Below are 22,295 nucleotides of genomic sequence, written 5' to 3' on the forward strand. Positions count from 1 at the left end.
ATCCGGATGAAGATGGTAAGCCGTACCGATATTGGCAAAGTCCGTTTAGTGAATGAGGACCGAGCCGCCATCCATCATGATCTCAATGGCCTATCTTTGGCTATTGTGGCTGATGGCATGGGGGGACATCAAGCTGGTGATATCGCCAGCCAAATGGCCATCGAAATGATTGCAGATCAGCTGCAATCGATCCATTGGGGAATGTCTGTGGAAGCGTGTAAGCAAGTGCTGAAGGAAGCCATTGAAAAGGCGAATGAGAAAATTTATGAATTCGCCTCAGGGCAAGAAAGTTATCATGGTATGGGCACGACAGTTGTTGCCATTATTGCTTCGCAAGAGCTTATTATTATTGGACATATCGGTGACAGTCGCGCTTACAAGATCACCGGTGAATCGATCACACAACTAACGGAAGACCATTCTTTGGTGTATGAGCTTGTGAAGAACGGGCAGATTACCATCGAAGAGGCCGATCATCACCCTAGACGTAACTGGATCACTCGTGCACTTGGCACAGAGCCAGGCGTAGAGGTGGATCTCTATGAGTACGCGTGGCGTCCGGGTGATATCGTTCTGATCTGTACGGATGGTTTAAGCGGATTGGTGGATTCTGGCGACATTTTACGAATTGTCAAATCACATGAACGTATGGAAGATGCAGCGGAACAGTTGATTCAAAGCGCGCTTGATGAAGGTGGAGACGATAATGTAACGGTCGTTTTACTTGCGCACGATCATGATTCGGACGAAAAAAGGGGTGATGGGAATTGATCGGTAGAAAGCTTGGAGGCCGCTATGAAATCTTAGATCGCATTGGCGGAGGCGGCATGGCTTTAGTCTACAAAGGGCATGATCTATTATTAAATCGTAAAGTGGCTGTGAAAGTACTGCGCCAGCAGTATGTGCACGATGAAGAATTCATTCGTCGTTTCCGTAGAGAAGCTCAAGCAGCCGCTTCACTTTCTCACCCTAATGTCGTCAGTATTTATGACGTCGGACAAGAAGAAGACGTGCATTATATTGTGATGGAATACATAGAAGGCACGACTTTGAACGATGTTATCAAAGAGAGAGCACCGCTGCAGGTGGAAGATGCGGTTCACTACGCGAGTCAAATTGCAGATGCCCTCGATCACGCCCACCACAATGAAATCATTCATCGGGATATCAAACCGCACAATATTTTGATCGGCAAAAACGGCCGTGTTAAAGTGACGGATTTCGGTATCGCACGGGCTGCCACGTCTTCCACCATAACGCAAACCGGATCGGTTGTCGGTTCTGTGCACTATTTCTCACCGGAACATGCCAAAGGGACGAATACAGGGGAGAAATCCGATTTGTATTCTCTTGGTATCGTGATGTATCAAATGCTGACAGCACGGCTGCCTTTTCTCGGTGAGAGCCCGATTTCTGTGGCTTTGAAGCATTTGCAGGAAGATGTGGAAGAACCGCGTAAGGTGAACCCTCTCATTCCGCAAAGCGTGGAAAACATTATTTTGAGAGCCATGCGCAAAAAGCCTGAAGAACGTTACCAGTCAGCGAAGCTAATGATGGCAGATCTCGATACCTGTTTGAATCCGGATCGCCGGAATGAAGCGAAGGTGGTTTTCTGGGATGCGGATGGGATGGACGAAGAGCGTACCCTAGTGATGCCTGCGATTCGTGCCGACCAACTCGGGCAATTCGAGGATGATGACGAGCCCGAGAAACCTGCCTGGCGGGAAGAGCCAGCTCCTTCCAAAGGGAAAGGGTGGATTAAGCCGCTCATTTGGATTGTCGTTTTGTTAATGGTGCTCGGCGCTATGTGGTATATGGTCGGGTACGTGAAAGGGATGTTCGCGATTGAAACCGTCGAGGTTCCCAATGTGGCAGGCAAACCATTGATTCAAGCTCAAGCTGAATTGACGGCGGTTAAACTGGGCTCCACGGTTGAATATGATTTGGACAGCAAACTGGCTAAAGACATCGTCATTCGTCAAGATCCTACGGGGATGAGAATGAATGTAGGCACCAAAGTGACGCTGTATGTTAGTAAGGGTACGCCCAAAATCAAGATGGACAATTATGCGGGGCAGCAACTTAAGGATGTTAAGCTGAAGCTGCAAGCCCTTGGCATCAAGGATGAGCAGATTACGCTTACACAAGAGACGTCTGATGGTGCGCCAGACATGATTCTAAAGCAATCCCCTCTGGCTGGCGAAGAGTTTGAGCTAGACAAAGCGGTAATTGCATTTACCGTCAGCAAAGCCAAAGAAACGTTCAAAATGCCGGATCTCGTCGGGATGTCGGAAGCAGAAGCTAAGGCCCAACTTACAAAGCTGAATCTTAAGCTCCCTGTGAATGGCATCACCCGTGAGAAAAGCTACAAAGTGGCCAAAGGGAAGGTTGTCAAGCAGTTTCCTTTTGAAAAAAACCAGGATGTATCCGTTGGCTCTGAGATTTCTTTGATTATTAGTGACGGATTGCCGGAGGATGCCGGACAATTGACGGTAAGCATTGCTGTTAAGCCGACGACGGAGGGCAAAGATTCCGAGTTTAAAATTGTCGTAAGTGATGCCCAGTATGAGAACTTTGAATACAAAACAGAAAAAGTATCAAAGCCTCAGAACATGGATGTCAAAGTCATTGTTTCTCCAGATAAGAAAGCTGTCATCTTGATTAAAGAAGGAGATAACTTGGTCAACTCCATTACTCGCACGTATCAAGACTACTTGGATCAAAAAAATGGAAAGACAGTTTCGCCTAGTCCTTCTGCGTCACCATCGCCTTCGCCTAAACAGCAAAGCAATGGTCCGGCTATTCCGGTTGGCGGCAATGGGCAAGGTCAAACTGGCGGTTCTAAACCACCTGCTGGAGGCACACCTTAATGCCGCAAGGATATATCGTAAAAGCGCTGAGCGGCTATTATTATGTGTTGCCTGAGGAGGCGGATCTCCGTGAAACCAAGACGGTTACTTGCCGCGGAAGAGGCGTTTTCAAAAACAGAAACATAACTCCTCTTGTAGGAGATCGTGTTATGTATGCGGAAACGGAGAATGGGGAGGGGACCGTTACTGAAATCCTTCCCCGCACTTCGGAGCTCATACGGCCTCCAATTGCCAATGTAAACGTGGTTGTGCTCGTTTTTTCGGTGACAGAGCCTGTTCTCAATTTGCAGCTGTTAGATAAATTTCTGGTTCATATTGAAAATACGGGCATTGATGTTTTGTTATGTTTCACCAAGAGTGATTTATTGACCGAAGATGATGATTCTTCCGTTCCCAAAGAAATGACGGTTGCCGAGCTAGAGCGGATTACGAAGCTCTATGAGGGAATCGGTTATACGGTAGTGAAGACGAGTTCTAGGCTGCAAGAAGGCGTGGAAGCGATTCTGCATCATTTGGACGGAGCCGTCAGTGTTTTTGCTGGACAATCCGGTGTGGGTAAGTCTTCTCTACTTAACGCAATGATTAGTGGTCTTAATCTGGAGACGAATGCCATTTCTCAGCGATTAGGCAGAGGAAAGCATACAACACGTCATGTTGAGCTGCTGCCACTCACGAATGGTGGCCTTGTAGCCGATACGCCGGGATTCAGCCAGTTAGACTTCATGGAAGTCGAAGCAGAGGGTCTTAGCGGCTGCTTTAAGGAGTTTGCCGCGATAGCGGAGGGCTGCAGGTTCAGAGGCTGTTTGCACCTGCATGAGCCGGATTGCAAGGTTCGTGATGCGGTAGCGGAGGGAGTTATTGCAGCTTCTCGTTTTGATCATTACTTGTTGTTTTTAACTGAAATCAAGGATCGGAAGAGGAGGTATTAGGACGGATGGTATACGTAGCACCTTCTATTTTATCAGCCGACTTCGCTAAACTTGGGGAAGAGATTAAGGAAGCGGAGCTTGGCGGAGCCGACTGGATCCATGTGGATGTCATGGACGGCCATTTTGTGCCGAATATCACAATTGGTCCACTTGTTGTTGAAGCGATACGCCCAATGACTAAGCTGCCGCTTGATGTTCATTTGATGATTGAGCAGCCAGATCGCTATATACCTGATTTTGTCAAAGCGGGTGCCGATTTGATATCCGTCCATGTGGAGGCTTGTACGCATCTGCACCGGACACTTCATCTTATTAAGCAAAGCGGGGTTAAAGCGGGGGTTGTGCTGAATCCTGCAACCCCGATTTCGCTAATTGAGCATGTACTCGATGAACAGCTGGATCTTGTGCTTATTATGACGGTCAATCCTGGATTCGGCGGACAGGCTTTCATCCCTGGCATGCTGAGCAAAATTCGCGCACTGCGTGAGCAAGCGAATGCTAAGGGACTGAAAGGGCTACATATTGAAGTGGACGGCGGTATTAACGAGGTGACGGCTCGCCAGGTGGCGGAAGCTGGAGCCGATGTGTTGGTTGCCGGCAATGCTGTGTTCGGGCAGTCCGATCGTGCCGAGGCTATCAGGCGAATACGCGGGTAGAGGGGGAACGAAGGGCGATGAGATTTCTCTGGTTATTGATGTATAGTCTGCTTTGCGCAATCCTATTGGCGTGTTTTTCAAATATTCACGATATCTCGAAGTATATATTCTCGCTTGGCGCCCTTTATGTAGGGATGCGATTCTTCCGCCGGTTTGAGCAAATTGGGTTTCGCATTTGGTTCATCGTTATTTCTGTTCTCTTCTATTTTATTTTCAGTTTAATTTATGCGCTTTACACGCAGCTGGGCATAACTGCACCATAGCCGCATACATATAGTTACAAGAGTGAAGCGCTCTTGTAGCTTTTTTTGTTTTCTGGAAGCGAGCGAATTGTGGGAGAAAGTAAAAATAGAAGGCACTTTTTTACGGTCCGGGCATATACTGTTGTAACGATGCTAAGGAGCAGTCATGCAACTTGTGAAGCATATGCTTACGACGTAAGTTTCTTCTGAAAACTTGAAGTCTGTGCTCATGAAGTCAGTTTTCTGCCTTCCTCTAAGCGCGGTCGCTCATCTTCGTAAGACCTCGGTAGAGGTTTATCTCACGAAAACTCTAAGCGAATGCTCATGAAGTCAGTTTTCTGACGAAAACTCTAAGGAGGGGTAGAGAATGAAGTTCTACACAATCAAGCTACCAAGATTTTTGGGTGGATTCGTGAAAGCCGTACTTAATACGTTTAGTAAAAACTAGGCCAACACATACTTACTCCAATTCCCCAGAAATGCAAAAAAAGCACCGATAAGGTGCTTTTTGTCTTTCACATAGAAAGTGTAAGTATGCGCAGCTACTAATTAAACGCGAGCCACTTTTCCGGATTTCAACGCACGAGTACTTACGTAAACCCGTTTTGGTTTGCCATCAACGAGGATGCGAACCTTTTGAACGTTAACTCCCCAAGTACGCTTGTTTTTATTGTTAGCGTGGGACACGTGATTTCCTGAAGAAGGACTTTTACCTGTAATGAAACATTTGCGGGACATGTTTGACACCTCCTTGGGCAGTATACAAAGCAGCCTGGGTGGCAAGCCTAAGCTTGACATGACAGCTTTCCATAATTTTAGACATTGTTTGGTTTGTTGCGATTCATAATATAACCAGCAAAAACACACTTAAATATAATAGCATAGCAAAAGGAGCCTAGTCAACGAATTACCTGCACTTTTGCCGTTTATTTATTCAGTATGTTATAGTACAATGAAGATTAGCCCACATTCCAAGTACATAGTAATTGACTTAGCAAAGTCGAATTGGCTAAAGCCAAAGCAGGAAAGGGAATGCTTACAAAGGTAGTCTTGCTAAAGCGAAACTTGAAGGAGTTGTTAGATAATGCCAATTGAACTCACAACCGAGTACGGAAAAGTGTATATTACCAATGAAGTGATTTCAACACTGGCGGGATCCGCTGCGTTAGATTGTTATGGACTTGTTGGCATGGCGACGAGAAAGCAACTGAAAGACGGAATAGCGGAATTGCTAGGCCGGGACAATTTAAGCCGCGGCGTCGAAGTTCGCCATGAAAACGGGCGACTCGAAATTGATCTTTATATTATTGTCAGCTATGGAACGAAAATATCCGTAGTCGCAGGTAATGTCCAAACGAAAGTCAAATATATTTTGAATGACGTTGTAGGGCTTCATGTGGACGATGTGAACATTTTTGTTCAAGGCGTTCGTGTAGCCAAGTAGAAGCCCGATAACCAGGAAGGGGAATCACTTTGAGTAAGCGCTTTATTTCAATAAATGGAAATGACTTCACTGCCATGGTCTTGGCGGGTGCGGATAACCTTCGCAGAAATGTAGATAAGGTTAATGGATTGAACGTTTTTCCTGTACCCGACGGAGATACCGGCACCAACATGAATTTGACACTCACTGCGGGTTGTGAGGAACTTAAAAAGAAGCCATCCTCCCATATTGGGAAAGCAGCTGATGCATTGTCCAAAGGGTTACTGATGGGCGCAAGAGGCAACTCAGGGGTTATTTTGTCACAGCTGTTTCGCGGATTCGCGAAGCATGTGCATGATCTTGAGCATGTAAATGTACAGCAATTCGCGGGTGCTCTGCAGCAAGGCGTAGAGACAGCTTACAAAGCTGTTGTGAAGCCGGTGGAAGGAACGATTTTGACGGTATCGAAAGAAGCGGCTAAGCATGCCACACAGTATCGACGTGGAAGCGACCTGCTTGATCTCATGCAGGAGGTTCTGGGCAAAGCGAAGGAAGCACTCGCTAGAACGCCTGAGCAGCTTGCTGTGCTCAAACAGGTCGGTGTGGTAGATGCAGGCGGACAAGGGCTTGTATGTGTCTATGAAGGCTTTGTAGCGGCGTTAAGCGGCGGTCTGGTTCAAGTGAACGATGACTATGCAACGATGGATACAACACTTGGTGGGGTTTCGCTCGTTCCCGGCATGAATCTAGCTAAGGAAGTGCACGCACATCTTCCCGCACAGGCACATTTGGCCACGGAAGACATCGAATTCGGATACTGCACGGAATTTATGCTGACAATTGCTCCAGGCAAGGTCAAAGGATTTGTTTTCGATGAAGGCACGTTCCGTGATCAACTGAGCAAGTTGGGGGATTCGCTGCTGGTTGTAGCCGATGACGAGTTAGTGAAGGTTCATATTCACGCCGAATACCCGGGGGAAGTAATGAACCAAGCCATGAATTACGGTGCTCTGAGCCGTATCAAAATTGAAAATATGCGCGATCAGCATTCACATATATTGGAAGATATGACCGAAGGGTACGAAGCTCCTGTTTCTACCACGGCCACAGCTGTAACGCCAAGCAAACCGTATGGTTTCGTTGCAGTTGCTCTAGGTGATGGCATTACCGATATTTTGTCTAGTGTAGGCGTTGATGTCGTTCTGTCTGGTGGACAGACGATGAACCCAAGCACTGAGGATATTGTGAATGCGGTTAACAGTATTGATGCAGACACCATTTATGTGCTGCCCAACAATTCCAACATTATTTTGGCTGCGCAGCAAGCTATTGAGCTTGTAGACAACAAAACGCTGATTGTGATCCCATCTAAATCGATTCCGCAGGGTCTTGCAGCCATTCTGGCGTTCCAAGAGAAGGCGGATGCCAAAACAAATACGGAAGCCATGAGTGAATCACTTCGACGTGTAAAATCGGGCCAAGTTACTTACGCTGTGCGCGATACGAACATGGACGGTATTGACATCAAACAAGGCCATTTTATTGGCATTCAAGATGGGCGCATTGTATCTTCACAGCCGAGTCTCCTGGATGCTTGTAAGAAGCTGCTGGAGGAAATGATTGAAGAAAGCAGCGAAATTGTCACTATCCTCACCGGAGAAGATGCGGTCGATGCAGAGACGGAGGAGTTAGAGGCGTTCATTCAAGCGGCTTATCCTGAAATAGAAATTGAGCTCCATCCTGGCGGACAGCCTTTGTATGCGTACCTGTTTTCCGTTGAGTAGCCGTGGAGTAAATTCGTGAAATGGAGTGAGCCCTGTTGACAAACATTCGTATCGTAACGGACAGCACGGCCGACATACCTTTGGCACTCAGACAAGAACTTAACATCGAGATGGTGCCTCTCAAGATTCATTTTGGAGATGAAGAATATTTAGATACGGTGACGCTGCAGTCTGAGGAGTTTTATCCGAAGCTGACCTCGTCACCTCATTTTCCCCGAACGTCACAGCCGTCTCCTGCAGAGTTCCTGGACTTGTATCAGCGACTGCTTGAAGGGCCCGATACGCAGGTTATCTCGATTCATTTGGCATCTGTGCTGAGCGGAACGTATCAATCAGCGCTACTGGCCTCCACGATGCTGGAGGACTCGTCAGGCAAGGTTCATGTGTTCGATTCTTGCTCGGCTTCCTATGGGATTGGCGCTCTTGCTGTAGCTGCTGCCCGAGCAGCTAAGGCGGGGCAAAGTGTCGATGAGATTTTAGAGCTTGTACGAACGATGAGAGAGAACTTTTACATATACTTCCTCGTAGATACGCTAGAATTTTTGCAAAAAGGTGGAAGAATCGGCAAAGCATCTGCTCTTTTTGGTTCTTTGCTAAACATTAAGCCCATTCTTTCTCTGGATCGAGCGGGCGAAGTAGCAGCGATTGATAAGGTTCGCGGTCACAAAAAAGCGGTTGCGCGAATCCTAGAGCTGTTGGCGACGGATGTATCGGGTAAGACAATCCGTAGTTTACACATTGCTCATGCAAACAATTTGGAAGGTGCGGAGCAGCTGCGTGCGGCCATCATGCAGCAATTCGTTGTGGAGCATGTTGACTACATTACACTGGGGCCTGTTATTGGCGCACACGCTGGACCAGGCACCATCGCAGCGTTCGTGAGTACGGTATAAGATATGGATTTGAATCAATTTGAAGTACGCGAAGTCCATGGAGTGGGCGCTCAGAAGGCACTTGAGCTCAACTCCATGGGCATTTTTACGGTTATGGATTTGCTGGAATATGTGCCATTCCGGTATGAGGATTACACGGTGCGTGATTTAGCCAGTGTGAAGGACGGCGACCGCGTCACTGTGAAGGGTTATATCATCGGAGAGCCGGTGCTGCAGCGCTACAGCGGCAAGTCCCGACTATCCTGCAAGGTGATGGTCGATGAGTTCTTGCTGACGGCGGTGTGGTTTAACCGCCACTTCTTGAAGGACCGCTTGCGGCCGCAGCAGGAGATTATACTCACCGGCAAATGGGACGGCAAGCGCAGGCAAATGAGCGTGTCCGATTCGGAGTTTCCCGGACAAGGCGATTCCAATACCGGCACCATACAGCCGGTGTACTCGGTTGTAGGCTCTGTTACGCAGAAGTGGATGCGTAAGGTTATTCAGCAGGCGCTGACGCAGTACAGCGCCATGATCAGTGAAGTGCTGCCGGCTGGTATTACCGGCAGGTATGGGTTTATGCCGCGCAGCAAGGCGCTAGCTGTTATCCACACGCCGAGCGGTGTGGAGGAAGGCAAGCAGGCGCGCAGGCGCATGGTGTATGAGGAGCTGTTCCTATTCCAGCTCAAGCTGCAGGCCTACCGCGCCGTGACGCGCAGCCGCGCGGACGGGCTCCAGCAGCAGGTGGACTTGCCTGCTGTCCGCGCCTTCGTGCGCGCGCTCCCCTTCCAGCTGACGGAGTCGCAGAAGAAGGTTGTAGGCGAGCTCCTGCACGATATGAAGGAGCCGTACGCCATGAACCGACTGCTGCAAGGCGATGTCGGTGCGGGGAAGACGATCGTCGCGGCCATAGGCCTCTACGCGACGGTGAAGGCCGGCTACCAAGGCGCGCTGATGGTGCCGACGGAGATTCTGGCTGAGCAGCACAAGCGCTCGTTGGACAGCTTGTTCGAGCCCTACGGGCTGCAGGTTGCGCTGCTGACAGGCAGCTCAACCGATCGGCAGCGGCGGGATTTGCTAGCTTCCTTGCAGATGGGCATGATCGATGTGCTGGTCGGCACGCATGCCCTCATCCAGGAGGACGTCTACTTCCGCCAGCTGGGGCTTGTCGTGACGGACGAGCAGCACCGCTTCGGGGTGAACCAGCGCAGCATCCTGCGGCGCAAGGGCATGAACCCCGACGTGCTGACGATGACGGCGACGCCAATTCCGCGTACGCTGGCGATTACGGCCTTCGGCGACATGGACGTTTCGACGCTGCGTGAGCTGCCGAAGGGGCGTAAGCCGATCAAGACGTACGCGGTTCAGCACGCGATGCTGGAGCGTGTGCTCGGCTTCATCCAGCGCGAGGTCGCCGCAGGGCGGCAGGCCTATATCATTTGTCCGCTCATCGAAGAGTCGGACAAGCTGGACGTGCAGAATGCCATCGACGTCCACATTCAACTGCAGCAGCATTTTCCGCATATGCGGATCGGTCTGCTGCATGGGCGAATGAGCGCGCAGGAGAAGGAAGCGACCATGCGCGCATTCAAGGAAGGCACCGTGGAGGCGCTCGTGTCGACCACGGTGATCGAAGTCGGCGTGGACGTGCCGAACGCCACGCTGATGGTGATCTACGACGCCGATCGCTTCGGCCTGTCGCAGCTGCATCAGCTGCGCGGGCGGGTGGGCCGCGGCGAGCACCAGTCCTTCTGCGTGCTCATCGCCGACCCGAAGACCGAGGTCGGCAAGGAGCGCATGAAGGCGATGACCGAAACGACCGACGGCTTCGAGATTGCCCGGCGCGATTTAGAGCTGCGCGGGCCGGGGGACTTCTTCGGCACGAAGCAGAGCGGGCTGCCGGAGTTCCGGATCGCCGACATGATGGCGGACTTTGAAGTCATGGAGCAGGCACGCGATGATGCGGCTGAGCTTGTCGGTGACTCGTCCTTCTGGACGGGAGCTTCGTTCATACCGCTCAGAGCCTACTTGCAGCGTGCGCAGATTTTTGACAGCGAAGTGTTGGACTAATCAGCCTTATTAACTTTAAAAAACAAAACGCTAGGATGGACTGATGACACTGTCAGTCGCTGATCCTAGCGTTTTTTTACTTTATCCTTTACCCCGCACATTCATCCGATATTCCGTAGGCGGAAAACCGGTATCTTTGCGGAAGCTTTTCGCGAAATGGTTCGTATCCTCATAACCAGTCTGCTCGGCAATTTCTTTCATACTGAGCGACGTGGTCGTGAGCAGAAATTTGGCCTTGTCGATGCGCTTGCGCTGCATATACTTGGCCGGGGGCATGCCAAAGTGCTTTTTAAAATATTTGATCAAGTAATTGGGGTGCAGGTGAACGGACTTGGCCATTTGTTCCACAGTGATGCTCTTATGAAGATTCTGCTCAATGAATTGCCGTAATTGGCTGAGTCGGTCCATTTCATCGGTACGTTTTTGCAGTACCTGTACAGGAACCGCTTCCAAGTAGCTGGATATGATTTGCAGTAGGATCGCTTTTTCCCGTAAGCGCGAAGTTAGTGACGGTTCATGATGCAAGGTGGCAAGCTCCTGAAACCATGCCGTCATCTGCTCGACGTTGCGAATTTGGATAAACAAAGGAATATCCAGCCATTGAAATAGATCAAAAGAACCGATATGCGCTGTGAAGTGGCACCAATATTTTAAATAAGGACGATCGCTGATCGTGGAGTAAGAATGGAGCGCGTGGGCAGGAAGCAGACATAGCTGACCGGGCATAGGATTAAGCTCTTGATGGTCAACCTTAACCCAGCCTTCGCCTTCCAGAATCCAATACAGCTTATTATGCTCTGGTGTAAAATTAAGCTCCTTCCACGAAGTGGTACACTGCGTAAGATGAGCTTCTAAAATGTGGATCTGTAGGTTCTGCAGAAGGTCCGATAGGAATGTAATTTGCTGCGTATTCATCGTCATGTTCACCTGAGAATGTTAATTATATCCTGATTGAGGTTAGTTTCGTACCTGTCTATTATAGCACAGGCTTGGTAGACTAAAGTTGTGAAGTTTTAAGAGGTTGTTTAAAAGGACTTCGTCGGGGCCTTCTCGGTTCTGAAAGCGGACTTTTTAAACACGCATTTAATTACGAAAGGTGTGTACCTGATGACAAGCAATCATCCGATTATTCAAGAACGAACAGAGCGTACGCAGTGGTTTCTGCAGGATCGATTCGGTATGTTTATTCATTGGGGACTGTATGCCATTCCAGCTAGAGGAGAATGGGTGCGCAGCGTCGAGCGTATTTCGGTAGAGGACTATCAAACGTATTATGATGAATTCGATCCTGTCCGTTATGATCCTAAGGCGTGGGCGCGTGCGGCGAAGCAAGCGGGTATGAAATATGCGGTATTGACGGCCAAGCATCATGACGGGTTTTGTTTATTTGATAGCGCTCTCACTGAGTATAAGTCAACGAATACGCGGGCCGGGCGAGATTTGGTTCGCGAATTTATTGAAGCGTTTCGGGCGGAAGGCTTAAAGGTGGGGCTCTATTACTCGTTAATCGATTGGCATCATGAGGATTATCCGGCTTATGGGGATCGCATTCATCCGATGCGAGATAATGAGAACTACACAAGAAATCCGGAGACGTTCGATCGGTACCTTCAGTACATGCATGGGCAAGTAAGAGAGCTGCTGACGAACTATGGTAAGTTGGATGTTATGTGGTTCGACTTCTCTTATGATCGCATGAAGGGTGAGACATGGAAAGCAACCGAGCTGATGGCGATGATTCGATCTCTGCAACCACATATCATCGTAGACAACCGATTGGACGCAAGCGGTGAAGAAGGCGGAACTATTTTCACTAAAAATCCGCTCAGCTATTCGGGCGACTTTGCTTCACCGGAACAGATCATTCCGCCGCAAGGCGTGACGGATGACGAGGGCAACTCGCTTCCATGGGAGGCTTGTATCACGCTGAATAATAACTGGGGATACGCAGCCCAAGATTTCCAATATAAATCCTCAACTACCCTTATCCGGAAGCTGATAGAGTGCGTCAGCAAAAATGGGAATCTTCTCTTGAATGTGGGTCCGAATGCGCTCGGAGAGATTCCGAAGGAGTCGCTGGACATTTTGGCAGAGATCGGCAATTGGGTTCAGAAAAATGGGGACAGCATTTACGGCTGCGGGCAAGCCTACTTACCGAAACCGGAGTGGGGCAGGTATACGCAAAAGGGCAATCTGCTGTATGCCCACTTGTTTGAGGAAAGTGTAGGTCCCATTAACTTGAACGGGTTGGCTGGTAAGGTGAAGAAAGCAAGGCTGCTATCTGACGGTTCCGAGCTCTTCCTAAGCCGTCCTTGGAATGCCGCTCAGTATCCGGATGATGCGTTCATTAGTTTCGCTAGACCTGAGCACTCCAGCTATCCGCTGCCGGATAAAAGAGCTACCGTTGTGGAATTGGAGTTACTCTAGAAGGAAATAAATTAACATTTGACCGTGCCCGCATTCGCTTTTAAGATGATAGTAGAGGCTTACTATTTTTTTGGAAACGAAGGTGTATGGAACTTTGACTTATTTCCTCTGTTATTTACTGCTGATGAATATTATTACGTTCATAGAAATGGGACATGATAAGGGACAAGCCAAAAAAGGCGGGCGGAGAGTGCCTGAAAAACGTCTTTTTATACTGGCTGCTCTCGGTGGCGGGATTGGCGGCTGGCTCGGTATGCGGGTTTGGCGCCATAAAACGAAACATACCTCATTCGTCATTGGCATGCCGCTGCTTGTTGCGCTAAATAGCCTATGTGTCATCATGGTCGCGATTTATATGTAGCAATAGCAAAAAATAGGAGACAGTTGCCGGCAACGGCAACTGTTTTCTTGTTTTATACAGGAGTCCTAGTCAAGTTTGCATGGGTTTACTCATAAGATAGGAGCATGACAGGTTATCGGAGGTGCGAACATGAGTTATTACCATTATGGCATCGATCCTGCGCTCGTAGAGCGCGTAAAGTTCAAGATGAAAAATCCAGAGATCAAGGAACGCATTAAAATGCTGCTGCAGGGTGTTACGAAAGCTGATTTACAAAATCATACCAAGGTTACGCGCTTAATAGGACTTGCCGCCGACATTCTCGGTGAGAAGCTAAGCGGAAGCCAAACGACCCAAATATTGGAGTTTATAATTGCACAAAAGATTGATCCATCTAACGCCTTTCACTTGATCAAACTCTGGTCCATGTTTCGATAGACTAAACAAAATGCGCCACTTGCAGGGTTAAAGATGCCCTGTTAGGTGGCTTTTTTTGCTTCCAGAAAAATTCACTTGCATAACGAATACGTGTTCGGTATATAATAAGTAACACGAATATATGTTCGCATATGGTGGTGGAAATATGAAAGTTAGTTCAAGTTCAAGAATTGAGACAGAAGAGGATGTTCAAATTGTTAAGGAATACACGCTGCTGCCCATTTTGCTCGATATGCTAGCAAGGGACATGGAGGAGCTCAAGGTTTATAAGGATAAAATCGTGTACAATCATATTCTTTTTTATCTCAGAGAGGTTGAAATGGCTATTTATCCGGAATTACAAAGTATTAAGAGCCAGATGAAGAAACGAGATATTAAAGTTATCCATACCGAAACGAATGCTTTAGGCATTAACGTAGAGTACAAAGTTCGAGGCTACATTCATCATTTCACGATGCTTCGCAGCTTGGTCAAGGCTGAGCTTATGACCACGCTCATGAATATGCGGGGGGGATTGCGGTGAGCAAAGATCGCCACGGCGGGGAACGAACGATCTTCCTAGCAGATTGTCAGAGCTTCTATGCCAGTGTGGAGAAAGCGGATCATCCGGGCTTGGAGGAGAAACCGGTTGCTGTTGCAGGAGACCCTGCTCTGAGATCGGGTATCATTCTAGCCGCCTGCCCCGTTGCCAAGGAATACGGCGTATCCACAGCTGAACGGTTGGGCGAAGCGCTTAAGAAGTGCCCTGAGCTGATCGTGATGCGTCCACGCATGCAGCACTACATTAATGTATCGCTGCAGATTACCAAAATTTACGAAGAGTTTACCGATCTGGTTGAAATTTTCAGTATTGATGAGCAGTTTCTTGATATTACAGCGAGTTTACCTATATTCGGAGACCCTATCACGATGGCTACAACCATTCAGCAAAAGGTGTTTAAACAAACGAGGGTAAAGGTTCGAATAGGCATTAGTTCTAATAAAATACTAGCGAAGATCGCGACCGATATTTGGGCTAAAAAGAATGAAAGTGGCATATTCACGCTGCACCCATCAAACGTCGAGAAATACTTGTGGGAGCAGCCTGTAAGTAAAATGTTTGGTGTCGGTTCTCGAATGACCGCGCATTTTGCCAAGCTGGGTATGTATGTGATTGGCGATGTGGCGAGAACGCCGCTGCCGCAGCTCAAGAATAAATTCCGCGCACGCTTCGGCAAACAGTCGGACATTCACGCCGAAGTCATGTGGCGAACAGCGAACGGACTGGATGATAGTCCGGTCACGCCGGGTACGTTTGATACGCCTCCGAAGTCCGTAGGCCATATGATGACTTTGCCAAGGGACTACGCGGACTCCTCTGAAGTAGATACCATCCTGCTCGAGCTTACGGAAGAGGTGTGCCGCGACTGTAGGCGCAAAGGCTATATGGCTTCAATTGTTACCGTAAGCTGTATGTGCAGTCCTTTCGACGCCCCGACAGGCTTTTCGCGTCAAATGAAGATGCCTGATCCTACGAATCATACAAGTACGGTGTTTCAAGCAGTGAAACAGCTTTTCTACAAGTTCTGGGACACCATGCCGGTGCGTCGCGCTGGTGTCATGCTGAGCCAGTTAGTGGATGATGATACCTACCAGCTTACCCTCTTCGAGGATCAGATCAAGGCGCGAGCGCTTGAAAAAGTGACGGACAGCATCAAGGACCGATACGGCAACGCGGCGATTGTTCGTGCTTCCTCGCTCACAACAGCCGGCCAAGCGCAGAACAGGGCGCTCAAAATCGGAGGGCATTATAAATGAGCAAAAAATTGGAAAAAAACGGCCTATGGGAATCCAGCAGGATGATGCTGCCTCAGCATCGAGAGGCTTTTCAAAACCAACGCAGTGATAGACCTGCTCCGGCCAACCGTCCCACAGCGGAAGACATTGGGGTTATGCGAGATTATGTCTTGCTGCCGCTCATGCATGGGATGATCAAGAAAAAAGCCGGTGAAATCGAGAGATCCTCCGAAACGCTCCGAATGCTTTATGCCCGAGTCGCTCATGCGCTTGCTGCGCATATACAAGCCGACTTAAGCGAAATTAAAACCAAGATGATGCAGCGAAGCATTCAATTATTTGAAGAGGAAAAGGATGACCGCGCCATTCACTACCGCTATGTATGTCGTGGGCATGAAGATGCGCTTATCATAGCTAAAGATTACATGCGTGCTGAAATTAGCGTGCGAACAGCACGGTACATTGATCATCTGGTAGCAAGTGTGTATAACGCTCCGAAAGTTGATGAACAGAAAGCGTAGAACGAGAGAAGCTCGAGACAATAGCAAGACGAAGACAGAAGCCCGATGGAGAAATCTTCCTCGGGCTTACACGAATTGACGTGAGTAATTCTTTTTCTCATAATGGAGGAAGAGTGTTTCAGCAACTAATAGAGTTAGTTCTCATGTGGGAAAACCATGCGAAGGAGAAGATGGGCACAGATGTGCGGACGCTATACGATCACCGTGACGTTAGAGGAGCTTATGCTTCATTATGATATTTATTATAAATATCCTGGGAGATACAGCCCCAAATATAATGTAGCACCGGGACAGCAAGTCATGGCTATCGTCCATGACGGGGAGAAGAATAAGCTTGGCGAGCTGCGTTGGGGGCTCGTTCCAGAGTGGGCGAAGGACGAGAAGCTAGGCTACCAGATGCTCAATGCACGAGCTGAGACGCTCGCGGACAAGCCTGCCTTCCGCAAGCCGTTTGAGCGTAAGCGCTGCCTGATTCCGGCAGATTCCTTCTACGACTGGAAAGGGACGGGGAAGCATAAGCAGCCGATGCGTATTATGCTGCGCAGCAAAGGCATCTTTAGTATGGCAGGGCTGTACGACACGTGGACATCTGCGGATGGCACGCGCATTTCTACCTGCACCGTCGTTACAACGGAAGCGAACGAACTGATGGCGGATATTCATGAGCGTATGCCGGTCATTTTGCCGAGGGAGATGGAGGCGGTTTGGTTGGATCGCAGTATCACAAACACAGACGCGCTGCGACCATTATTGCAACCGTATCCGGCGGATCAAATGTTTGCTTACCCCGTATCGAGCCGAGTGGGCAATGTACGTAACGACGATGAGCTGTGTATAGAGCCGTTAAGCCTCCTCCTTTAGAAGGAGAAATTGTAAGAGCAGAATGGGAGAGTTAACGACATGAAAACACGCATGGCAATAAGCATCACGCTCATATTCGTTATTGTGTTTGGTGTGAATAGCTACATTGGTTGGCACGGCAGAGTCTTTTTATCGGACCAACTAGGTTCTTGGTTTCATTCTGGGCTATATTGGATTGTCTTCTGGATTGTCGCCTTATCATATTTATTAGCATGGGTAAGCTCGCGGGTGCTGCCTGCCGGCGTGTCCCGATTATTGAAAATTATCGGCTCCTACTGGTTTGCCATCATGCAATTTGGAATTCTGCTACTGCCGTTGACAGATTTGGCGATAGGTGTGTTCCATCTTGCATCCGTTCCTTCAAATACATATGTTCCGATTCTCGGTTGGATAAATGTAGGGATTATACTCATCGCTATGATTCGTGGTTCTTATAATGCACAGAGCCCTGTTATACGCAGATATGACATTACGGTTCCCAAAAAAGCGGGAGACTGGGAGCAGCTTCGCATCGCAGTAGCCTCCGACATACATCTGGGCTCAATTGTTGGGAACCGCCATCTACGTAAGCTTGTAGAGCAAGTCAATGGCTTAAAACCGGACTTGATTCTTTTGCCGGGGGATGTCATTGATGATGATATTAAGCCATTTATCCGCTACAATATGGGTAGAACAATGCGAGAACTGCAGGCTCCACTAGGGGTTTATGCTGTGCTCGGTAATCATGAATACATTGGCGGACATATTCCTGCCTTCGTGGAACAAATGAATCAGATCGGCATTCGTGTGCTCATGGACGAAACCGTCCATATCAAAGAACGGCTGTACATCGTTGGGCGAAAAGACAAAGCGTCCGAGCGAACGCCTGATGGACGTAAGGCGCTGGCTACATTGCTGGAGGGCACAGATCTTAGACAGCCTATAATTGTGATGGATCATCAGCCCTACCACCTAGACAAAGCAGCCGATGCTGGTGCAGATGTGATGCTATCAGGTCATACGCATAGAGGCCAAATGGCGCCTAATCACCTTATAACAAGAAGGCTCTTTGAGCTTGATTGGGGCTACTTGCGCAAAGGTAACCTTCATGCTATCGTTTCCTCAGGTTTTGGTACGTGGGGACCGCCCATTCGTCTAGGCAGCCGCTCAGAAATTATTGAACTCACCATTCATTTTAAAAGTAACGAGAGAGAAGAGGGTTAAGCAGCATGCAAGAGGCAGAAAGAAAACAAATTACACCCATAGAACTAGCTGCAGCAATGATGCAGTTTACAATGAAAAGCATAGAAAATAGCTGGGATACAATTAAACCGGTCGTTGCGGCCTACCTAAAAGAGCCCATATTATCCGAGTCTAAAGAAGATGAGTTATTAAGGGAGATATACATAGCAGCTTTAGCGTTGGAAATTTACTGCATTCCTCATGCTTTCGATGCAGACGTTGCACGTCTCGTCAGCTTAGGGATGGGGGAAGTGATGGGTTCAAACAACTTGTCTGAGCATCACTTATCGGAATCCATCAGTCAGCACTATCTTCCGCGTTTGGAAGCAGTCAACGCAGCTGCTCCCACAGACCTAGCGCTAGCACTTGTCGAAGAAGCTGCGGCAATCCTCTACGATCGACTAGAGCTTCCGCTCAAGCCAACCGATCGGGTAAACAGCCTGTTGTGGGTCAAGCTATTTCCCTTTCTTGTCCAGCTTGTTGGGAAATGGCCGATCCTTTTTACTAAATTCGAAGTTAAGCAAAAGACCTCTGAGATAGAAATAACAGAAACATAATCATGGAATCAACATACCCAAGTCTGCGGAAATGTTGTCTCCTCTTGACTTAAAGGTAATAATTACGAATAATAGAAGAAGAATCAATTATGAGCAGGTTAGAAGCTTTTGCTATCATACTGCTTGGCGGAGGTAGAAATGAGTATGACAGCACACAAAAGAGTTACCGTGTATGTGTTATCCGGTTTCCTCGGAAGCGGCAAAACCACCTTATTAACGAAGGCAATTGATCATTTTACCGAAGCGGGGCGTAAACCCGCGGTTATCATGAACGAGATTGGTGAAGTTAACCTGGATGGGCAGTTAATTGCCAATGAAGTACCGATGTCCGAGCTGCTGGGCGGCTGCATTTGTTGTTCGAGCCGAGGTGATCTTGCGACAGCGCTCAAAGAACTTGTAACTGAGGAGCAGCCCGACCTGATTTTCATAGAATCGACTGGTATCGCTAATCCAATGGAAATCATTGATGAAGTAACAGATGCTTCGCTTATACTCCCGGTTGAGCTCAAAGCCGTCATCACCGTAGTGGATGCACCGCAATTGCTGGAGCTAAGTCGGACAAGTCGAGGCAAGACCTACCGACTCATGCAGGAACAAATCCGTTGTGCGAACTTACTTTTACTGAACAAGGCTGACCTGTTACAGGAAGCGGCGCTTCAGGAAGTAGATGCACTTGTACGCGAATGGAATCCATATGCATCAGTACACTACACCGTGTTTAGCCAAATCGACATGAGACTCATGGAAGCACTAGAAGAAGAGCAAGGGCAGAAACAGCACCCTAACGCAAAACATAATGACACTAATAATAACGTGCAGCACGATGCCAACCATCATCATTCTCACAATCATGTGATGGCGTATACGCACTTTTTTGAGCGGGCAGTTGATAGCAACGCATTCGAAGAATTTGTTAGTAAGCTACCGCAAGAGGTTTACCGTGCTAAAGGAATTCTCAGCTTTTCCGATACCTCAAGCCGGTTCTTATTCCAGTACGCCTACAGAGAGATGGATTTCGTCAAAATCACTCCCAAAGGCGATGTGCCGGACGTTGCCGTGTTTATCGGAGAGAACTTCTCCAAAGACGCAGTCCGAACAGAATTGCTCAAACTAGAATCCCTTTCCGAACTAGCTGCCAAATAAGCAATTCAATGCCAAAAGAGTCCCAGCGGCCAAGCTGAGGATTCTTTTTTCTATAGTCTTAGTAACATACGGGTTGGATATGGCCTAAGGGGGTACTGTTGTCACTATCCCTTTGGCTCAAATTAGGGGAGCGAAGGTGATTAGAATTACTTGGTCATGGGTCGTGCCTATCCTCTAACGGGGACTATGATCACTATCCCCTTGACTCAGGTGTTGGAGGTAGAGAGGGAAAATGAAAGCAAAAAGAGTAAACAAGAATAAATAAGAGTAGATGGAGGTAAATGAAAGTAAAATAAAGAGTGAATAAGATTAAATGATAGTAATGAGAGATGGTGAGGAGAAAAGAGAAAAGAAGAGGAGAAGAGAAGAGAAGAGAAGAGAAGAGAAGAGAAGAGAAGAGAAGAGAAGAGTAGAGAGTGATTAGAACCGTTAGTTAGGTAATTTTTCATTAATCGTCTAAGTAAACACTATGGAGTAATATCTAAGTAAAAACTATGAGTACTATCTTAGTAGCTATCACCTACTATTTATGCCCGCTATCGCCACTATCCCTTTGACTCAGGTTGCAGTAAAGTAGCAGGGGTGAAGTAATAACTAAAAACTCCCATCTGTATTCTGCTTTCGTATATCCCCAAAAAAAGCCTAGTGAACATTACTTCAAACAGCTTTTGGGTTACTAAAAAAACAATTCCCCCTACAAGATAGAATGCTTAAGGCTACATTGTTATACCCCTGCTATTAGGCACACATACGTGTGTTTTGGGGATTGAAAAAGTTTAATTTGGCATGAGGTGCTGTACATAAGTGTGTCAAATGCTGAAAGATGGGCGCTTCGTGTAAAGTGAGATTTACCTTATAGCAAAACTCATCTAGGTAATGTTGTAGATACTTTTGGCCAATGCCATGGAAAGTATTGTTAATATATTTACCGGCCTTTGCAGCGAATGCAAGGAGAGCGCGGAATTTCTTTGAACTAAAGCGTCCAGTAATAAATTCGATGCTGCTTGTTTGTGATTCGATATGTTTTTGGGTGAAATCCAATGTTGCGGCTCGTTGAAAAAACTTTTCTTTTATATGTATTTTAGGGACAAGTTTGAGTTTGATATAGGAAGGTTCGCCCTGAATGTTAAGGGAGGAGCCAGCTAGAAGATAGTGTTCCTGTGGATGGTTGCGAAAGTATGGATTATATGGCTTTCCATAGACGGCTGAGTTTACTTGGACGATACCCGAGAGTCGTGTGCATTGGTCGGCTGTACTTATGGCGTGACGAATTTTGTGGAGGATGAGCCAGGCTGTTTTGTAGGTGACACTAATAATCTTGGAGAGTGCAACAGCATTCGTTCCCTGATCCGTGCGTGATACAAGAAAAATAGCTGTAAGCCATTTATGTAAAGACGTGCGACTGCCTGCCATTATAGTTCCAGCTGTAAGGGATGTTTGGTGATGGCATTGAAGACATTCATAAAGAGGGAGTCGGCGTGTACTGGTTATATAGGCACGCGAATGCCCACAGTGAGGACAAGAAAAACCAGAAGGCCATTTCGTCTGAAAAAAGTAATCTATACAGGCCTCTTCAGTGGGAAATTGCTGCTGAAACTGCTCCAGGGTACTTGATAAATGATAGTGCGTCTCCATTATGACACCTCAATCAGGTTGGATATGGAACGTTTGTTCTTATTTTTATTATATCGAATATTTGTTCTTATATCAACTCTATTTCAAACTTTTCTTTTGATTTTGCAAGTATGAGGGTGGACTTAGTAGTTAGGATATAGCAAAATAGTACAGTTTTTCAATTAGACATAGAACTAGGCAAAAACTACGGAAAATAGGGTACAGGGGATGGTTTGGGTATTTGATCGATATGAGGGTTATGGTTCGTGGTAAGATTTGTCTTGAAAGAATAAAAGAGGCGGCGGGGATTAAAATAATATTTCAACTAAGGTATGAGTGTCATAAATTCGATCGGAACTGAGCAGCAATTTAGGACAAAGAATGGAGATGGGTATAAAAACATAATGAGTGATGGGGATAGTGACTATATAAGAGTTTGAAGTTGATGTATAGTTGCAATTATTCCCTTTTTATGGAAATTAAAGTAGTGGGGTATTAGGCAAGATTTAAAGGTAAGAAGAGAGAAGTAAGGAGTAAGGAGTAAGGAGTAA

At 47.5% G+C, this 22,295-nt stretch carries 23 protein-coding genes and 1 pseudogene; 20 read left to right on the top strand and 4 right to left on the bottom strand.

Annotated features, from left to right (window positions below; genetic code table 11):
* Nucleotides 1-6: 6 nt before the first annotated feature.
* The 6 genes from GC098_RS34525 (at nucleotide 7) to spoVM (ending at nucleotide 5,145) form a co-directional block, all read left to right on the top strand.
* Nucleotides 7-771 carry a Stp1/IreP family PP2C-type Ser/Thr phosphatase gene (locus tag GC098_RS34525; RefSeq protein ID WP_171648725.1) on the top strand — a complete coding sequence of 255 codons (765 nt, stop codon included), beginning with the start codon at nucleotides 7-9 and terminating at the stop codon, nucleotides 769-771.
* Complete coding sequence (gene pknB / locus GC098_RS34530; RefSeq protein ID WP_171648727.1) at nucleotides 768-2,870, top strand: Stk1 family PASTA domain-containing Ser/Thr kinase; 2,103 nt, start codon at nucleotides 768-770, stop codon at nucleotides 2,868-2,870. Before GC098_RS34525 ends, pknB begins: the two co-directional genes overlap by 4 nt.
* Nucleotides 2,870-3,799, top strand: coding sequence for a ribosome small subunit-dependent GTPase A (rsgA, locus tag GC098_RS34535; RefSeq protein WP_171648729.1), 930 nt, complete (start codon nucleotides 2,870-2,872; stop codon nucleotides 3,797-3,799). The genes pknB and rsgA overlap by 1 nt, the downstream gene beginning before the upstream one ends.
* Nucleotides 3,800-3,804: 5 nt before the next feature.
* Entirely contained in the window at nucleotides 3,805-4,455 is a 651-nt protein-coding gene (gene rpe, locus GC098_RS34540; protein ID WP_171648731.1) for a ribulose-phosphate 3-epimerase, read from the top strand.
* Nucleotides 4,456-4,472: 17 nt separating this feature from the next.
* On the top strand, nucleotides 4,473-4,718 hold the full coding sequence (locus GC098_RS34545) for a hypothetical protein (RefSeq protein ID WP_171648733.1): 246 nt from the start codon (nucleotides 4,473-4,475) through the stop codon (nucleotides 4,716-4,718).
* A gap of 346 nt (nucleotides 4,719-5,064) precedes the next feature.
* The gene (gene spoVM, locus GC098_RS34550; RefSeq protein ID WP_036634233.1) at nucleotides 5,065-5,145 is read left to right on the top strand and encodes a stage V sporulation protein SpoVM; all 81 of its coding nucleotides are present in this window, start codon (nucleotides 5,065-5,067) and stop codon (nucleotides 5,143-5,145) included.
* Nucleotides 5,146-5,246: 101 nt separating this feature from the next.
* Here spoVM and rpmB read toward each other — a convergent pair whose 3' ends face one another.
* Nucleotides 5,247-5,435 carry a 50S ribosomal protein L28 gene (gene rpmB, locus GC098_RS34555; protein ID WP_029197753.1) on the bottom strand — a complete coding sequence of 63 codons (189 nt, stop codon included), beginning with the start codon at nucleotides 5,433-5,435 and terminating at the stop codon, nucleotides 5,247-5,249.
* A gap of 346 nt (nucleotides 5,436-5,781) precedes the next feature.
* Here rpmB and GC098_RS34560 point away from each other — a divergent pair, with 346 nt between their 5' ends.
* Genes GC098_RS34560 through recG form a run of 4 tightly spaced genes read left to right on the top strand, consistent with a single transcriptional unit; the run spans nucleotide 5,782 to nucleotide 10,846 of the window.
* Nucleotides 5,782-6,141 carry an Asp23/Gls24 family envelope stress response protein gene (locus GC098_RS34560; protein WP_057303556.1) on the top strand — a complete coding sequence of 120 codons (360 nt, stop codon included), beginning with the start codon at nucleotides 5,782-5,784 and terminating at the stop codon, nucleotides 6,139-6,141.
* Between the two features lie 29 nt (nucleotides 6,142-6,170).
* Nucleotides 6,171-7,904 (top strand): fatty acid kinase ATP-binding subunit FakA, encoded by a 1,734-nt coding sequence (locus tag GC098_RS34565; protein WP_171648735.1) that lies wholly within the window; start codon nucleotides 6,171-6,173, stop codon nucleotides 7,902-7,904.
* A 35-nt stretch (nucleotides 7,905-7,939) separates the two neighbouring features.
* A complete protein-coding gene (locus tag GC098_RS34570; protein ID WP_171648737.1) occupies nucleotides 7,940-8,797 on the top strand; it encodes a fatty acid kinase binding subunit FakB in 858 nt (285 codons plus the stop codon).
* 3 nt (nucleotides 8,798-8,800) lie between these two features.
* Nucleotides 8,801-10,846, top strand: coding sequence for an ATP-dependent DNA helicase RecG (gene recG / locus GC098_RS34575; RefSeq protein ID WP_171648739.1), 2,046 nt, complete (start codon nucleotides 8,801-8,803; stop codon nucleotides 10,844-10,846).
* Between the two features lie 81 nt (nucleotides 10,847-10,927).
* Here the strand turns inward: recG and GC098_RS34580 are convergent, their stop codons facing one another.
* Complete coding sequence (locus GC098_RS34580; RefSeq protein ID WP_246359125.1) at nucleotides 10,928-11,761, bottom strand: helix-turn-helix domain-containing protein; 834 nt, start codon at nucleotides 11,759-11,761, stop codon at nucleotides 10,928-10,930.
* Nucleotides 11,762-11,953: 192 nt separating this feature from the next.
* On the opposite strand from GC098_RS34580, the gene GC098_RS34585 reads away from it, so the two are divergent.
* The 10 genes from GC098_RS34585 to GC098_RS34630 all read left to right on the top strand — a co-directional run bounded on the left by GC098_RS34585 (nucleotide 11,954) and on the right by GC098_RS34630 (nucleotide 20,130).
* Nucleotides 11,954-13,273: an alpha-L-fucosidase gene (locus GC098_RS34585; RefSeq protein WP_171648741.1), complete on the top strand. Its 1,320-nt coding sequence runs from the start codon at nucleotides 11,954-11,956 to the stop codon at nucleotides 13,271-13,273.
* A 70-nt stretch (nucleotides 13,274-13,343) separates the two neighbouring features.
* Nucleotides 13,344-13,634, top strand: coding sequence for a DUF1294 domain-containing protein (locus GC098_RS34590; RefSeq protein WP_246320718.1), 291 nt, complete (start codon nucleotides 13,344-13,346; stop codon nucleotides 13,632-13,634).
* A gap of 129 nt (nucleotides 13,635-13,763) precedes the next feature.
* A complete protein-coding gene (locus tag GC098_RS34595; RefSeq protein ID WP_171648743.1) occupies nucleotides 13,764-14,051 on the top strand; it encodes a stage VI sporulation protein F in 288 nt (95 codons plus the stop codon).
* Nucleotides 14,052-14,196: 145 nt separating this feature from the next.
* Nucleotides 14,197-14,574 (top strand): YhjD family protein, encoded by a 378-nt coding sequence (locus tag GC098_RS34600; RefSeq protein WP_171648745.1) that lies wholly within the window; start codon nucleotides 14,197-14,199, stop codon nucleotides 14,572-14,574.
* Nucleotides 14,571-15,848 (top strand): DNA polymerase IV, encoded by a 1,278-nt coding sequence (locus GC098_RS34605; protein ID WP_171648747.1) that lies wholly within the window; start codon nucleotides 14,571-14,573, stop codon nucleotides 15,846-15,848. The genes GC098_RS34600 and GC098_RS34605 overlap by 4 nt, the downstream gene beginning before the upstream one ends.
* A complete protein-coding gene (locus GC098_RS34610; protein ID WP_171648749.1) occupies nucleotides 15,845-16,348 on the top strand; it encodes a YhjD family protein in 504 nt (167 codons plus the stop codon). The genes GC098_RS34605 and GC098_RS34610 overlap by 4 nt, the downstream gene beginning before the upstream one ends.
* Before the next feature lie 180 nt (nucleotides 16,349-16,528).
* Complete coding sequence (locus tag GC098_RS34615; protein ID WP_171648751.1) at nucleotides 16,529-17,209, top strand: SOS response-associated peptidase; 681 nt, start codon at nucleotides 16,529-16,531, stop codon at nucleotides 17,207-17,209.
* A 39-nt stretch (nucleotides 17,210-17,248) separates the two neighbouring features.
* The gene (locus GC098_RS34620) at nucleotides 17,249-18,412 is read left to right on the top strand and encodes a metallophosphoesterase (protein ID WP_171648753.1); all 1,164 of its coding nucleotides are present in this window, start codon (nucleotides 17,249-17,251) and stop codon (nucleotides 18,410-18,412) included.
* 5 nt (nucleotides 18,413-18,417) lie between these two features.
* Complete coding sequence (locus GC098_RS34625; protein WP_171648755.1) at nucleotides 18,418-18,987, top strand: hypothetical protein; 570 nt, start codon at nucleotides 18,418-18,420, stop codon at nucleotides 18,985-18,987.
* Nucleotides 18,988-19,125: 138 nt separating this feature from the next.
* Nucleotides 19,126-20,130, top strand: coding sequence for a CobW family GTP-binding protein (locus tag GC098_RS34630; protein WP_312880520.1), 1,005 nt, complete (start codon nucleotides 19,126-19,128; stop codon nucleotides 20,128-20,130).
* A gap of 738 nt (nucleotides 20,131-20,868) precedes the next feature.
* Here the strand turns inward: GC098_RS34630 and GC098_RS34635 are convergent.
* Nucleotides 20,869-21,543 (bottom strand): DDE transposase, encoded by a 675-nt coding sequence (locus tag GC098_RS34635; protein ID WP_246359126.1) that lies wholly within the window; start codon nucleotides 21,541-21,543, stop codon nucleotides 20,869-20,871.
* Between the two features lie 84 nt (nucleotides 21,544-21,627).
* Nucleotides 21,628-21,765 (bottom strand): annotated as a pseudogene (locus tag GC098_RS41890) (transposase family protein); the annotation flags it as partial.
* Between the last annotated feature and the right edge of the window lie 530 nt (nucleotides 21,766-22,295).

The sequence above is a fragment of the Paenibacillus phytorum genome, from assembly GCF_013141715.1.
GTDB lineage: Bacteria > Bacillota > Bacilli > Paenibacillales > NBRC-103111 > Paenibacillus_E > Paenibacillus_E phytorum.